Annotated in this window: 11 protein-coding genes and 2 pseudogenes; 10 read left to right on the top strand and 3 right to left on the bottom strand. The window is 63.7% G+C overall.

The window, feature by feature from the left end:
• Nucleotides 1-54: 54 nt before the first annotated feature.
• The 10 genes from BMY98_RS09110 to moaA all read left to right on the top strand — a co-directional run bounded on the left by BMY98_RS09110 (nt 55) and on the right by moaA (nt 10,886).
• Nucleotides 55-1,083, top strand: a complete 1,029-nt coding sequence (locus BMY98_RS09110; protein ID WP_074887663.1) for an ABC transporter ATP-binding protein — start codon at nt 55-57, stop codon at nt 1,081-1,083.
• Nucleotides 1,080-1,943 (top strand): ABC transporter permease, encoded by an 864-nt coding sequence (locus tag BMY98_RS09105; protein WP_074887661.1) that lies wholly within the window; start codon nt 1,080-1,082, stop codon nt 1,941-1,943. Before BMY98_RS09110 ends, BMY98_RS09105 begins: the two co-directional genes overlap by 4 nt.
• Before the next feature lie 3 nt (nt 1,944-1,946).
• Entirely contained in the window at nt 1,947-2,741 is a 795-nt protein-coding gene (locus BMY98_RS09100) for an ABC transporter permease (RefSeq protein ID WP_037010374.1), read from the top strand.
• Between the two features lie 43 nt (nt 2,742-2,784).
• A complete protein-coding gene (locus BMY98_RS09095; protein ID WP_074887659.1) occupies nt 2,785-3,075 on the top strand; it encodes a (2Fe-2S)-binding protein in 291 nt (96 codons plus the stop codon).
• The gene (locus BMY98_RS09090; RefSeq protein ID WP_074887656.1) at nt 3,072-4,448 is read left to right on the top strand and encodes an FAD/NAD(P)-dependent oxidoreductase; all 1,377 of its coding nucleotides are present in this window, start codon (nt 3,072-3,074) and stop codon (nt 4,446-4,448) included. The genes BMY98_RS09095 and BMY98_RS09090 overlap by 4 nt, the downstream gene beginning before the upstream one ends.
• A complete protein-coding gene (locus tag BMY98_RS09085) occupies nt 4,445-5,641 on the top strand; it encodes an NAD(P)/FAD-dependent oxidoreductase (RefSeq protein WP_074887653.1) in 1,197 nt (398 codons plus the stop codon). Before BMY98_RS09090 ends, BMY98_RS09085 begins: the two co-directional genes overlap by 4 nt.
• Nucleotides 5,638-6,690: an ABC transporter substrate-binding protein gene (locus tag BMY98_RS09080; protein ID WP_074887650.1), complete on the top strand. Its 1,053-nt coding sequence runs from the start codon at nt 5,638-5,640 to the stop codon at nt 6,688-6,690. Before BMY98_RS09085 ends, BMY98_RS09080 begins: the two co-directional genes overlap by 4 nt.
• 603 nt (nt 6,691-7,293) lie before the next feature.
• Complete coding sequence (locus BMY98_RS09070; protein ID WP_074887644.1) at nt 7,294-8,637, top strand: cation:proton antiporter; 1,344 nt, start codon at nt 7,294-7,296, stop codon at nt 8,635-8,637.
• Nucleotides 8,638-8,984: 347 nt separating this feature from the next.
• Nucleotides 8,985-9,812 carry a formate/nitrite transporter family protein gene (locus BMY98_RS09065; RefSeq protein ID WP_074887640.1) on the top strand — a complete coding sequence of 276 codons (828 nt, stop codon included), beginning with the start codon at nt 8,985-8,987 and terminating at the stop codon, nt 9,810-9,812.
• Between the two features lie 75 nt (nt 9,813-9,887).
• Nucleotides 9,888-10,886: a GTP 3',8-cyclase MoaA gene (gene moaA, locus BMY98_RS09060; RefSeq protein ID WP_074887637.1), complete on the top strand. Its 999-nt coding sequence runs from the start codon at nt 9,888-9,890 to the stop codon at nt 10,884-10,886.
• A gap of 90 nt (nt 10,887-10,976) precedes the next feature.
• Here moaA and BMY98_RS09055 read toward each other — a convergent pair whose 3' ends face one another.
• The 3 genes and pseudogenes from BMY98_RS09055 to BMY98_RS28050 form a co-directional block, all read right to left on the bottom strand.
• Entirely contained in the window at nt 10,977-11,798 is an 822-nt protein-coding gene (locus BMY98_RS09055; protein ID WP_074887634.1) for an alpha/beta fold hydrolase, read from the bottom strand.
• A gap of 711 nt (nt 11,799-12,509) precedes the next feature.
• Nucleotides 12,510-13,112 (bottom strand): annotated as a pseudogene (locus BMY98_RS28055) (methyl-accepting chemotaxis protein); the annotation flags it as partial.
• A gap of 522 nt (nt 13,113-13,634) precedes the next feature.
• A pseudogene (locus BMY98_RS28050) lies at nt 13,635-14,258 on the bottom strand (PDC sensor domain-containing protein); the annotation flags it as partial.
• Nucleotides 14,259-14,326: the final 68 nt, after the last annotated feature.

The following is a 14,326-nucleotide window of genomic DNA, read 5'->3' as shown; positions in this document are numbered from 1 at the left end:
TGCCCATAAAAAACGCATGCCTTCGGTGTGCACAAAAAAAGGTGGAACGCAGCCATGGCTTTTCTTCAACTCCAGGCACTCTGCAAACGCTACGGCCCCATCGATGCCGTCGTGGCCACTGACCTTTCCGTGGAGCAAGGCGAATTCGTCTCGCTGCTCGGCCCCTCCGGCTGCGGCAAAACCACCACCCTGCAAATGATCGCCGGCTTCGTTGATGTCAGCGCCGGCCGCATCCTGCTCGACGGCCGCGACATCACCCACGCCAAACCGGCCAGTCGCGGCCTCGGCGTGGTGTTTCAGTCCTACGCGCTGTTCCCGCACATGACCGTGCGCGACAACGTGGCTTTCGGCCTGAAGATGCGCAAAGTATCCGCCGCCGACATCGAGCGCCGCGTCTCCCGGGTGCTGGAGCTGGTGCGCCTCACGCCCCATGCCGAGCGTTACCCCCGCGAGCTGTCCGGCGGCCAGCGTCAGCGCGTGGCCCTGGCCCGGGCGCTGGTAATCGAGCCGCCGGTATTACTGCTGGACGAGCCGCTGTCCAACCTCGATGCGAATCTGCGTGAAGAGATGCAGTTCGAAATCCGCCGCATCCAGCGCGAAGTCGGCATCACCACCCTGATGGTCACCCACGACCAGGCCGAAGCGCTGTCCATCAGCGACCGCGTCGTGGTCATGCAGGCCGGGCGTATCACCCAGATCGACGAGCCCTACCACCTCTACGAACACCCCCGTACGCGTTTCATCTCCGGCTTCGTCGGCAAGGCCAATCTGCTGCGCGGCGATCGCGATGCCAGCGGCGCAGCCCAGGTGCGTCATCAGCCCGGCGACGGCGAACTGGTACTGAGCCTGCGCCCCGAAAAAATCGACCTGGTGCCTGCGGGGACTGGCCGATTGCAAGGGCGCGTGGTCATGCGCTACTTCCTCGGCAGCCAGTGGCTGTACCGCATCGAGACGCCCATCGGCGAAATCACCGTGGTACGCCGCAACGACGGCGACGCACCGATGAACGAAGGCTTCGCGGTGGGGCTGGACTGGCCGTCGGATCTGCTACGCGTGTTGAGCGTCGACGAGGTGCCGGCATGAGTGTGCTGCGCGACACCGGACGCGGCTACCTGCTATCGGCCCCGGCCCTGGCGCTGTTCTTCGGCCTGCTGGTGCTGCCATTGGCCTTGACGCTGGTGCTGTCGTTCAACGTGTTCGACTACGAAATCGGGGTCAAGGGCGGCGAATGGACCCTGGCGCAGTACGCCAATCTGCTCACCGATTCGTACTTCTACGAGATCTTCCTGCGTACTTTCTGGATCAGCGCGCTGGTGACCCTGCTGTGCGTGGTGATCGGCGTGCCCGAGGCCTACATCCTCAGCCGTATGGGTACGCCGTGGCGCTCGATTTTCCTGATCCTGATCCTCACGCCGCTGCTGATTTCGGTGGTGGTGCGGGCGTTCGGCTGGAGCCTGTTGCTGGGAGCCGACGGTCTGATCAATCAGGCGATCCAGGCCCTCGGCGGGCGTCCGATCAAAATGCTTTACACGCCATTCGCGGTGATTCTGGCGCTGGTCCACGTGATGCTGCCGTTCATGATCATCCCGGTGTGGACCTCGCTGCAGAAACTCGACGCCTCCGCCGACCAGGCGGCGCTGTCCCTCGGCGCGACCCAGGCGCAAGTGATGCGCATGGTGGTGCTTCCCCAGGTGATGCCCGGCGTGCTGTCGGGGACGTTGATCGTCTTCGGCCTGTCCGCCAGTTCGTTTGCCATCCCCGGATTGCTCGGCGGGAGGCGCCTGAAGATGGTTGCCACTGTCGTCTACGACCAATACCTCTCGGAACTCAACTGGCCCATGGGCGCGGCGATTGCCGTGGCGCTGCTGCTGATCAACCTGTTGGTCATGCTGTCGTGGAACCGGCTGGTCGAAGGCCGCTATAAAAAATCCCTGGGGGAATGAGCGATGTCCAAGAACGGTCCTCTGGCCCTGTCGTTTCATGCCCTGGTGGTGGTGTTCATGCTGGCGCCGCTGGTGGTGGTTTGCCTGGTGGCGTTCACCCCGGAAAACACCCTAAGCCTGCCGTGGCACGGGTTTTCCCTGCGCTGGTTCAGGGCAGTGTTCGAGCGGGCCGACTTCATTCAGTCCTTCTACAACAGCCTGATTCTGGCGGTGGTCGCGGCCACCCTGGCGACGTTGATTGCGGTGCCGGCGGCGTTGGCAATTACCCGCTACCGTTTTCCCGGCCGCGACTTTCTCAACGGCCTGTTCCTCTCGCCGATCATCATTCCCCACCTGGTGCTGGGCGTGGCGATGTTGCGCCTGTTCGCGCTGATGGGGGTGAACGGCAGTTTCGTCTGGCTGATGTTCGCCCACGTGGTGGTGATCACGCCGTACGTGCTGCGCCTGGTGATCGCCGCCTCCATCGGCATGGACCGCAGCGCCGAGCAAGCGGCCGAGTCCCTCGGTGCCAGCCGCTTCACGCTGTTTCGTCTGATCACCCTGCCGATGATCCTGCCCGGCGTGGCCGGTGGCTGGTTGCTGGCGTTCATCAACAGCTTCGACGAGGTCACGCTGTCGATTTTCGTTACCTCGCCGTCGACCCAGACCCTGCCGGTGAGGATGTACGTATACGCCACCGAATCCATCGACCCGATGATGGCGGCGGTTTCCGCGCTGGTCATTGCGCTGACGGCGGCGACCATGATCATTCTCGACCGGGTGTACGGGCTGGATCGTGTATTGGTGGGGAGGCATTGATGACTGTTCGGTTTACCCAACTTTGCCCGATGGAGCGCACGCCATGGCCTTGCTGAGACGACTGGCCGAACACGACCGCGCCGTGCTGCCCTTCACCCTCGACGGCCAGCCGGCCAGCGGTCTGCAGGGCGATACCTTGCTCACCGCGGTGTTGACGGCAGGGGACTCGTTGCGCGGCAGCGATTTCAGCGGCGAACCCCGCGCCGGTTTCTGCCTGATGGGCGCGTGCCAGGACTGCTGGGTGAAACTGGGCGACGGCCGACGGGTGCGGGCCTGCTCCACGCTGCTGGAAGCCGATGTGTGCGTGAGTCGCGAGCCGGGGCGCAGCTTATGAGTACGCCGACCCTTCAAGCCATCAACACCGTTATCGTCGGCGCCGGCCCGGCGGGAATTCGCGCGGCGCAGACGCTGCTCGCCCATGGCCTGCGCCCTTGTCTGCTGGATGAAAGCCTGCGCGGCGGCGGTCAGGTCTATCGTCGCCAGCCGGAGAACTTCAAGCGGTCGGCCAAGGCACTTTACGGTTTCGAAGCGGGCAAAGCCGAGTCGGTTCATGCCACCCTCGATCAGTTGCAGCGCGAGATCGACTACCGCCCCGAGACGCTGGTGTGGAACGCCGAAGCACGCACCCTCGACACCCTGCACGACGGCCGAGCCGCGCAGGTGCCGTTCAAGCACCTGGTCGTTGCCACCGGCGCCACCGACCGGATCTTGCCGGTGCCGGGCTGGACGTTGCCGGGCGTGTACAGCCTCGGCGCGGCACAGATCGCGCTGAAGTTTCAGGGCTGCGCCATCGGTCAGCGCGTGGTCTTCGCCGGCAGCGGGCCGCTGTTGTATCTGGTGGCGTACCAGTACGCCAAAGCCGGCGCGACGGTGGCGGCGGTGCTCGACAGCTCGCCGTTTTCCGCCCAGACCCGCGCCCTGCCCGCGCTGCTCGGGCAACCGTCGACGCTGGCGAAAGGGCTTTATTACCGCGCCTGGCTGACGGCCCACGGCATCCCGGTGCATCAGGGCGTTCATCTGCATGACATTCAGGGCGAGCGACGGGTCAGCGGGGTCAGCTGGCATCAGGGCAATCAGCGCAAAAACCTCGCCTGTGACGCCGTCGCCTTCGCCCACGCCCTGCGCAGCGAGACCCAATTGGCCGATCTGCTCGGCTGCGAATTCGCCTGGAGCGCGCTGAACCGCGCCTGGCTGCCAACCCGCGACGCTGGCGGCCGCAGCAGTGTCGAGGGGGTTTACCTGGCCGGTGACGGCGCCGGCATCATGGGCGCAGACGCCGCAGAGATGGCCGGCGAGCTGGCGGCGCTGACCTTGTTGGGCGACATCGGCTACCGCATCGACCGCGCCCGCAGCGTCGAATTGCAGCGCCAACTGGAGACCATCCAGTGCTTTCGCCAAGGACTGGAAACCGCGTTCCCGTTTCCTGAAGACTGGGCGGCCAAGGCGCCGGACAGCCTGATGGTGTGCCGCTGCGAAGAAGTCAGCGCCGGCGACATCCGTCAGACCGTGGCCGAGGGTCACTGGGAGATCAACCGGGTCAAGGCCATGTGCCGGGTCGGCATGGGCCGCTGTCAGGGGCGCATGTGTGGGCTGGCTGCGACGGAAATCGTCGCTCACGCTTCGGGACGGGACATCGCCAGCGTCGGTCGTCTGCGCGGGCAGGCGCCGATCAAGCCGCTGCCGTTTGGCGTGGAGGCAGAACAATGAGCCAGTCCGTCGAAGTGGATGCGGTGATCATTGGCGGCGGGATCGTCGGCGCCTCGGCGGCGCTGTTTCTCGCCCTGAGCGGCAAACGGGTGGCGTTGCTGGAGCGGGATTTTTTTGGTTCCCACTCAAGCGGTGTGAACTATGGCGGCGTGCGCCGTCAGGGCCGGCCATTGTCGCAACTGCCGCTGTCCCGCCGCGCCCATGAAATCTGGGGTGACCTGCGCGCGTTCATCGGCACCGACGGCGAATACGTGCGCTCCGGGCATCTCAAACTGGCCCGCAGCGACAAGGACATGGCCGCGCTGGTCGCCTATGAGGAGGCCTCGCGCGGGTTCGGAATGGAGCTGCAGTTGCTCGATCACACCCAGTTGCGCGCCCGTTTCCCCTGGGCTGGCGACGTGGCGGTGGGCGCTTCGCTGTGCGCCGAGGACGGCCATGCCAACCCACGCCTCGTCTCCCCGGCGTTCGCCTCTGCTGCACGCCGGGCCGGAGCCATGACGTTCGAGCAGGCCCACGTCAGTGCGGTCAGCCATGACGGCCAGGCGTTTGTGGTGCGAACCGCCGATGAGCAGATTTTCCGCGCGCCCTGGCTGCTCAATTGCGCCGGTGCCTGGGCGGCTCAACTCGCCCAGCAGTTCGGTGAACCGGTGCCGATGCGCGCGGGTCACCCGGCGATGCTGGTGACCGAACCGCTGCCGATGTTCATGGACGTCAGCACCGGCGTCGAGGGCGGCGGAATCTATGCCCGTCAGGTGGCGCGGGGCAATTGCGTGCTGGGCGGCGGTCAGGGTTTCCCGCTGGACCCGGCCACCGCGCGCCCCGGTCAGGCGGCGATTCTGGAGATCCTGCGCAACGCCGTTGAACTGTACCCGCCGCTGGCCGGTGCCCAGGCCATTCGCACCTGGAGCGGCACCGAAGGTTATCTGCCCGACCGCGAGCCCGTCCTGGGGAGCAGTTCGACGCAACCCGGTTTGCTGCACGGCTTCGGCTTTGCCGGCTCGGGCTTTCAGATTGGCCCGGCGGCGGGCGAGGCGCTGGCACAGATGGTCTGTGCCGGGGCGCCGAACATCGACCTGGGTCCGTTCTCGATCACCCGCTTTCAATCGCAACCGCACACTTCATCGCCCGCCATCGTCGTGCCGTCCGGCACCGATAACGTCATTCCATTGCTCAGAGGAAGGTCGAACCCATGACTCATATGAAACGTGTTGCCCTGACTGGCTTGTCTTGCCTGCCGCTTGCCGTGTTTGTTGCTTCGATGCCCGTACAGGCCGAACCGACGCTGTACCTGGGCATGAACGGCGGCACCATGGAGCGCTTGTACGCCGACAACGTGCTGCCAGCGTTCGAGAAAGCCAACAACGTCAAGGTGGTGATCGTGCCGGGCACCTCCTCGGACATCCTCGCCAAGGTTCAGGCCAGCAAGGACAACCCGCAGATGCACGTGATGTTTCTCGACGACGGCATCATGTACCGCGCCATTTCCATGGGCCTGTGCGGCAAGCTGAATCCGAGCGCGAGCCTGGCGGACATTCCGGCCAAGGGCAAGATCAAGGAAGAAGCGGTGGCCGTGAGCCTTGGCGTCACCGGGCTTGCCTACAACACCAAGATGTTCAAGGACAACGGCTGGAGCGCGCCGACGTCCTGGGCCGACATGGCGGACCCTAAGTACAAGGAGAAGCTGGTGTTCCAGTCGCTGGCCTCTTCTACCTTCGGGCTGCACGGTTTTCTGATGTTCAACCGGTTGCAGGGCGGCAATGAAACCAACGTCGAGCCGGGTTTCAAGGCATGGCCGAAGACAGTGGGGCCAAACGTGCTTGAGTACATCGCCAGTTCGGCGAAGATCTCGGAAATGGTGCAGACCGGCGAAGCGGCGCTGTTCCCGCTGACGCCGACCCAGGTGACCGCGCTCAAGCTCAAGGGCGTGCCGGTGGAATACGCGCCACCCAAGGAAGGCGGTGTGGTCTTGAACGTGGCCGAATGCACCATCGCCAACAACGACCAGCCGGAACTGGCGCAGAAGCTTGCGGCCTTCCTGCTGACCCCGGAAGCCCAGGCGCCGGCGCTGGAGATGGGTGACCAGATCCCGTCCAATCCGAAAACCCCGACCACCGACAAGACCCGCGTCCAGGTGGAAGCGATGAACAAGTACCTGGAAACCGCGGTGACCATCGATTGGGACCAGGTCAACCAGATCCGCCCGGAATGGAACGCCCGCTGGAGCCGTACGATCGAGCGGTAGAACAAACGGTGTGCGTTTGATTTCAGTGGGACCTGCCGAGCGTATAAATGTGGGACCGGCTTTAGCCGGGAAGGCGTCGGATGCCACACCACAGATGAATGGCGTACACACGACCCATCGCTGACGCCGGATAGTGTAGGAGCGCGCTTGCCCGCGAAGGCGGTATTCCAGACGCTAGAGATGTAGCGGATGTACCGGCCTCTTCGCGGGCAAGCGCGCTCCTACAGGTGTCCGCGTAGGGTCAGGCGGACCGCACGCAGTGAGTATGATCGTCCCCACGCTCCGCGTGGGGATGCCGCCCGGGACGCTCCGCGTCCATCGTTCTGACGCAGAGCGTCAGGAGAGGCATTCCCACGCGGAGCGTGGGAACGATCAAACGCAGAGCGAGGGAACGATCAAAAGAAAAATGGATGGCGTATGCGCTGGCCCCTTCCCGGCTAAAGCCGGTCCCACAAGGGGAGCGCGTGCAGCCAGTGGCCCCGGCGATGCCCCACACATTGCGCTGGCGCGCCGGTCGTGGGATCCATCCGACATTTGTTTCAACTATCCCACCCTCTCACAGTCACACAGTCATTCCCGCCCTTTGACTGATGACCAACCCGCATGAGTTTCATTCTTTGCATGACCGTCTTCGGTGTCCTGCTGATGCTGCTGGCACTGACTTCTTCTTACCTGCGCTGGCTGCCGGTCACGACGTCGGCGGTGTGCCTGGCGTTTGGCGCCGCGATCGGGCCCTGGGGCCTGGACATTGCCCAGCTGGACATTCGCGACGCGCGCCACTGGCTTGAACGGCTGACTGAAATCGCCGTACTGTTCTCACTGTTCAATACCGGCATCAAGCTGCGCCTGCCGCTGCACCGCGGCGCCTGGTATTCGGCGTACCTGCTGGCCGGGCCGGTGATGCTGGCGACCATTGCTGGTGTCAGCCTGACCGCCCATTACCTGTTCGGCCTGTCATGGCCCATCGCGTTGCTGCTCGGCGCGATGCTCTCGCCCACCGACCCGGTGCTGGCAGGTCTGGTGCAGGTCAACAGCGCCCAGGACCTGGATCGGGTGCGCTTCGGCCTGTCCGGTGAGGCAGGGCTCAACGACGGCACCGCGTTCCCCTTCGTGATTTTCGCCCTGATGTTCATCACCCACGGTTTTTCGGATTTCGACTGGACCCAGGGCTGGCTACTCAAAAACATCATCTGGGGCGTGCCAGTCGGGCTGATGCTCGGTTACGGCCTGGGCCGTGGCGTCGGTCATCTGATGATCTACCTGCGCATCAAGAATGCCGACAGCACGCAATCCCCCAACGATTTCCTGGCCCTGGCGCTGATCGCCATTGCTTACGTCGGCGCTGAAACCCTCGGGGCTTATGGCTTTCTCGCGGTGTTTGCCGCCGGCATCGGCTTGCGTCACGCCGAGGTCAAGACCACGCAGTCCGACGTCCCGGCCGAGCACGTCGCAATTCCGGTGCTCGGGCACACCCACAGCGACCCGGCGTCGGCGATCATGGGCGACCGTGATGCGCTGTCCGACAGCCAACTCGCTGCCGGCGTGATGATGGGCGACATGATGGTCTTCGGCAGCCTGGTGGAGCGCGCCATGGAGGTACTGTTGATCACCCTCCTCGGCGCGGCCCTCGCCAGCTATTGGGACTGGCGCGCCGTGGGGCTGGGCCTGGCGTTGTTCTGCGTGATCCGACCGCTGAGTGTCTGGCTGCTGATCAGTAGCAAATTGCTGACCCGGCCGCAAAAAGCGCTGGTGGGCTGGTTCGGCATTCGCGGCATCGGCACGCTGTATTACCTGTGCTACGCCCTGACCCACGGGCTGCCGGCCGAGGCGGTAGACACCACCATCAGCCTGACCTTGTCGGTGGTGGCGCTGAGCATTCTTCTGCACGGCATCAGCATTCAGCCACTGCTGGAGCGCTATGAACGCAGCATCAGCCGGGCCGGTTAAAGCTTGCGCCGTGGAAGCGGGGGATCGGTGTCTTGAGGGGAAGTGCCTTCCGGTTTCCGCGGCGCTCGCTTGGCCGAAAACCTCATGATAGACAGCGTCGATGACCCTATCGGAACAAGCGATTGGACGCTCAAGAGACTGATCGGTAGCGTGCTCACGAATTGATCAGGTCTTTTGAGCGTCCTCTGCAATGCGGTCTAACGTCGCAGCAGTGTTCCATCAGAGATCGGCGCCGTGTCACTGACACCTCCGCGCACCAAGCCTGGATGCTTGAACCCCTCCCTCGTTTTCGCCCCGCCGGCTGGTCCGGTCGCGGTGCGGTCAATTGCTTGCGAGCTTGAAAGCCTATGTCCGTCAATACACCACAGCAGATTGCCGAGATCACCATCGAAGCCGGCGTGAAAAAGTCCCACATGCCGACCCCGGCGATTCTGGTGCTGGGCTTTCTGGCCGGGGCATTCATTGCCCTGGGCTTCCTGCTGGACATCCATGTCAGCACGATGATCCCGGCCCCTTGGGCGTCACTGGGTAACCTGATGGGCGCGGCGGTCTTTCCGCTGGGCCTGATTCTGGTGATCCTGGCCGGCGGTGAGTTGTTGACCGGCAACATGATGAGCCTGCCGACGGCGATGTTCGCGGGTCGGGTGCCGCTGTCGGCAGTGGCGCGCAACTGGGCGCTGGTGACCCTGGCGAATCTGCTGGGCGCGCTATTCGTCGCTTACTTCTTCGGTCACGTGCTGGGTCTGACCGAAGGCGCGTATCTGGCGAAAACCCTGGCCATTGCCAAGGCCAAGGCCAGCGCGGACTTTTCCCAGGCGTTTATTTCAGGCATTGGCTGCAACTGGCTGGTGTGTCTGGCGGTCTGGTTGTCGTATGCGAGCAAGGATGTGACCGGCAAGATCCTCGGCATGTGGTTCCCGATCATGGCCTTCGTCGCCATCGGCTTCCAGCACGTGGTCGCCAATATGTTCGTGATCCCCGCAGCGATCTTTGCCGACGCCCTGAGCTGGACCGATTTCATTGAAAACTTCGTCGCGGTGTTCCTGGGCAACGCCGTGGGGGGTGCAATTTTCGTCGGGCTCGCGTATTACGTGTCCTATTCGAAAGCCATTCAGGCTTCGGCCACCGGCGTCACTGCTGCAAGCATCGAGCAGCAGACCGGAAGCCAGATTTAACGCTGCAGCCGCGCGCCTCATTTCCCGGGGCGCGCACCCTGTTTCTGCCACGCGTCACGTTGTCGAGAGTAATCAATGTCAGATCGAGTCCTGATGGACAGCTATTCACGCAAAGTCGATTACGTCCGCATGTCGGTAACGGATCGCTGCGATTTCCGCTGCGTGTATTGCATGGCCGAGGACATGACGTTCCTCCCCCGTCAGCAGATTCTCTCCCTCGAAGAAATCCATCAACTGGCCGAGCGTTTCGTGGCGCTGGGCACCAAGAAGATTCGTCTGACCGGCGGTGAGCCACTGGTGCGCTCCGGCATCGTCGGGCTGGTTCGCAGCATCGCCGCCCTCCCCGGCCTGCGCGAGCTGTGCATGACCACCAACGGCTCGCAGCTGGACAAACTCGCCGTGCCGCTATTCGAAGCCGGCCTCAAGCGCCTCAACATCAGCCTCGACAGCCTCGACCCCGAACGCTTCAAGGAACTGACCCGCACCGGTGATCTGAGCAAGGTGATTGCCGGGATCGATGCCGCCAACGCGGCCGGTTTCGAGCGCACCAAGCTCAACTGCGTGGTGATGCAGGGTCGCAACGACCACGAGATCAATGATCTGGTGGCCTTCGCCATCGATCGTGGTGTCGACATCACCTTCATCGAAGAGATGCCTTTGGGCACGATCAGCGAGCACAGCCGCGCCGAGTCGTTCTATTCCAGCGAGCAGGTGCGCGAACGCATCGCCGAGCGCTACACCCTGGTGCATTCGACTGAGACGACGTCCGGGCCTTCGCGCTACTGGCGGGTGGCTGAGGCACCGCACATCCGCATCGGCTTCATCTCGCCCCACAGCCACAACTTCTGCGCGACCTGCAACCGGGTTCGGGTCACGGTGGAAGGCCGTTTGCTGCTGTGCCTGGGTAACGAGCACTCCGCCGATCTGAAGGCCGTGCTTCGGGCCAATCCGGGGCAGCCGGACAAGCTGGAGAAAGCCATCGTCAACGCCATGCAGTTGAAGCCGTGGAAGCACAACTTCGAGCTCAACGATGATGTGCAGGTGGTGCGCTTCATGAACATGACCGGCGGCTGAATCCCCACAAGGTTCCGAGCTGACCGGGCGTTTATGAAAAGCCTGGCAGCCTCACACCCCGAGACCGCCAGTGCGTGCGGAACAGGCTGATCAGCCCTTGATGAAGCCCAGCAGAATCGCGTTGATCTCTTCCGGTTGCACGTTGCACATACCATGGGCGCCGCCCTTGACGACGTGCAGCGTCGAGCCTTTCACCAGCTCATGACTCTTGTAGCCTGACGCGACAATCGGGACGATCTGGTCGTCATCGCCGTGCAGGATCAGGGTTGGCACGTCGATCTTTTTCAGGTCTTCGGTGAAGTCGGTTTCCGAGAACGCCTTGATGCAATCGAACTCGCCTTTGACGCTGCCGAGCATGCCGATGGACCAGAACGAGTCGATGGCGCCCTGGGAGGTTTTCACGCCGTCGCGGTTGAAGCCGAAGAACGGCACGGCCAGGTCCTTGAAGAATTGCGAGCGGTCGGCGGTGAAGCCGGCGCGGATGCCATCGAAGACCTCCATGGGCAGGCCTTCTGGATTAGCGTCGGTTTTGAGCATGATGGGCGGCACGGCGCCAATCAGTACAGCTTTGGCGACGCGGGCGGTGCCATGGCGGCCGATGTAGCGGGCCACTTCGCCACCGCCGGTGGAGTGGCCGATCATGATGGCGTCTTTGAGGTCGAGGGCTTCGAACAGTTGGGCGAGGTCGTCGGCGTAGGTGTCCATGTCGTTGCCTTCCCAGGTCTGCCCGGAGCGGCCGTGGCCACGGCGGTCGTGGGCGATGACGCGGTAGCCGTGCTGGCCGAGGAAGAGCATTTGTGCGTCCCAGGCGTCGCCGTCGAGAGGCCAGCCATGGGAGAAGACGATCGGCTGGCCGGTGCCCCAGTCTTTGTAGAAGAGTTCGGTGCCGTCTTTCAGGGTCAGGGTTGTCATGGGAAGCAATCCTCCGGAAGTGTGCTGGGAAGATTGAGCGTAGACGTTCGCAGCGCGGCTGGATTGCAGATACGTGCTTGTTTGCGCTTCGCGAGATCAGGATCGAGATCTGAAGCCAGATCAAGATCAAGGGCGTCGGCCTAACGGCCTCGATTTCGCCTTCGGCGAGTTACTTGGAAAAGCACCCCAAGTAACCAAGGGTGCCTGCTCCTGGCTAGGTTCCTCCTTCGTCGGAATACCCTCACTCCGACGAAGCTCCGTGGGCCCGCGCCGAACGGACATCCATGTCCTGACGGCGCTCTCGCCGCATCCATGCGGCTCGACCCACTGCGCGTCGTCTGCGTTCGGCCTGCACCCAAGTCGCGTTTTTGCGGTGACTGAGCTTTTTGTGTACGAAGATCAAAAGCAAGGCAGAAGCGAAGCAGATCAAAAGCTTCCCGGCTAAAGCCGGTCCCACAGGGTGCACGCGGTGCCTTTAGTGGGACCGGCTTTAGCCGGGAAGAGGCCGTTGTGACCACCACCATTTCCACTGAATCCACGCGCACTTTGATCGTGCCCACGCTCCGCGTGGGTATGTATCCCGGGACGCTCCGCGTCCATCCCAGGCTTGAGCCGGTACTACTGACCGCACGCGGTCTTTTAGTGGGACCGGCTTTAGCCGGGAAGAGGCCGATGTGGCCACCCGCGATTTCGTGGTCTGGCAAGGGCGCCTCAGGCCTGATTGCCACCGCGGCTCAGTGCACCCAGGCGACCGGAGATCGACTGCATGCCTTTGCCCAGCTCGCGCAAGGTGCCGGCGTCTCGCGCGCCTTGTTCGCTAGAGGCGTGGATGCGCACTGCCAGTTCGTTGATTTCGTGGGTGACATGGCTCTGCTCCTGGGCGGCCACCGCGATCTGATGGGCGCGCTGGACGATGTCGTCGAAGCTGAAGACTGTGGTGCCCAGTGTGGCGGCGACACTGACCGCCTGCTGCACCGACTCACGGGTGCGCGCGGCGCCGTTCTGCATCGTCGAAACCGCCGCACTCGAGGCCTGCCGCAGTTGCGAGATCATCTCCTGAATCTCGTTCGCCGAGGCCTGGGTTCGCCCGGCGAGGGTGCGCACCTCATCGGCCACGACCGCAAAGCCACGCCCCTGCTCGCCTGCCCGTGCCGCTTCGATGGCCGCGTTCAGGGCCAGCAGGTTGGTCTGTTGCGAGATCGACTTGATCACTTCCAGCACGCTGCCCACGCGCTCGATGTCGTCACCCAACTGGGTGATGGCGCCCGCCGCCCCGGCAATGTCCGTCGCCAGTACTTCGATGGACTGGCTGTTGTTGTTGACCTGATCCTGGCTTTTCTGCGCATCGCCCAGGGAACGGCGGGCGGTGTCGGAGCAGTCCGTGGTGTTCTGGGCGACTTCGTTGGCACTGGCCGACATCTCGGTGATCGCGGTCGCCAGCAAGGTATTGTCCTGACGCTGGGACTCGGCCCGCTCGGCCACACCTTGGGACAGCTGCGCCAGTTCGTTGGCCTGACGCTCCAGGGACACCGATTCCTCGGCGATGCGGCGCAGCATGTCACGCAGCGAACCCGCATACCGGTTGACCGCCTCACGCAGCGCACCGATCTCGTCGGCGCGCAAAATCGCCAACTGCGTATCGGTCTGACCGCCCTGGCCCAGACTTGAGATCTGTGCAGTGGTTTCCTCCAGTTGCGCCAGCAGACCCTTGCCTGCCAGCCAGGCCAGACCCAGCAGTACGCCAAGCAGCGGCAAGAGGAATAACAGAATCTGTCCGGTGAGTCGGTTGGCCAGGCCCACGACCCGGGCTTCCGGGGTCACCAGGCCAATGCGCCAGCCGGTGCCGGCCATGGTCGCCAGGGTGACGTAGGCCGGGCCGTTGAGCCGACCGTCATGCTCAAGCCTCTGGGTCGAGAGCGCCGAGGTGTTGCTCGCAAGCTGATCAGCCACCGGCTTGAACCAGGGTTGTTCCTGGCTCAATCCGGTAATGGTCAACAGGCCCTTGGTGCCCTTCGCATCAGGGAAATACAGCACGTTCCCTGATGGGTCGACCGCGAAGGCGTAGCCGTCGGTGACGCCGCCTTTCTCTTTGAGGAAAGCCGCCAGACCGTCAAGCTTGAGGTCGATGGTCGCGACGCCAGCGAACGCGCCCTGGGCCCGATAAGGCACGCTGCAGGTGGTCATGGCCACGCCGCTGACCGGGTCCTGATAAGCATCGGACCAGACGCAACGCCCTGCCGGTGAAGACTTGGCCCCGGTGTACCAGGTTTCAGCCTGATAAGGCGGCGTCTTGGCCTGGTTGTATTCGTCGGAAAAGTCCAGTCGATTGCCTGCGTCCCGTGCCCAGAAAAAACTGCGACGCTCGGTGCCCGCCGCAAAGGCGTTGGGCTCCGGCCACACGCCGCCACCGGCGATGGCCGAATCCCCCTGGCTGTCGATCAAGCCGGGAAAACTGCTCATGTACAGGGTTTCTTCATGGGGCAGCGTCTCCGCCAGCAACGCCATGGCAGCCGCGGTGCCCTCGATGC

Source organism: Pseudomonas graminis, from assembly GCF_900111735.1.
GTDB lineage: Bacteria > Pseudomonadota > Gammaproteobacteria > Pseudomonadales > Pseudomonadaceae > Aquipseudomonas > Aquipseudomonas graminis.
This window is presented reverse-complemented; position numbering and strand designations above follow the sequence as displayed.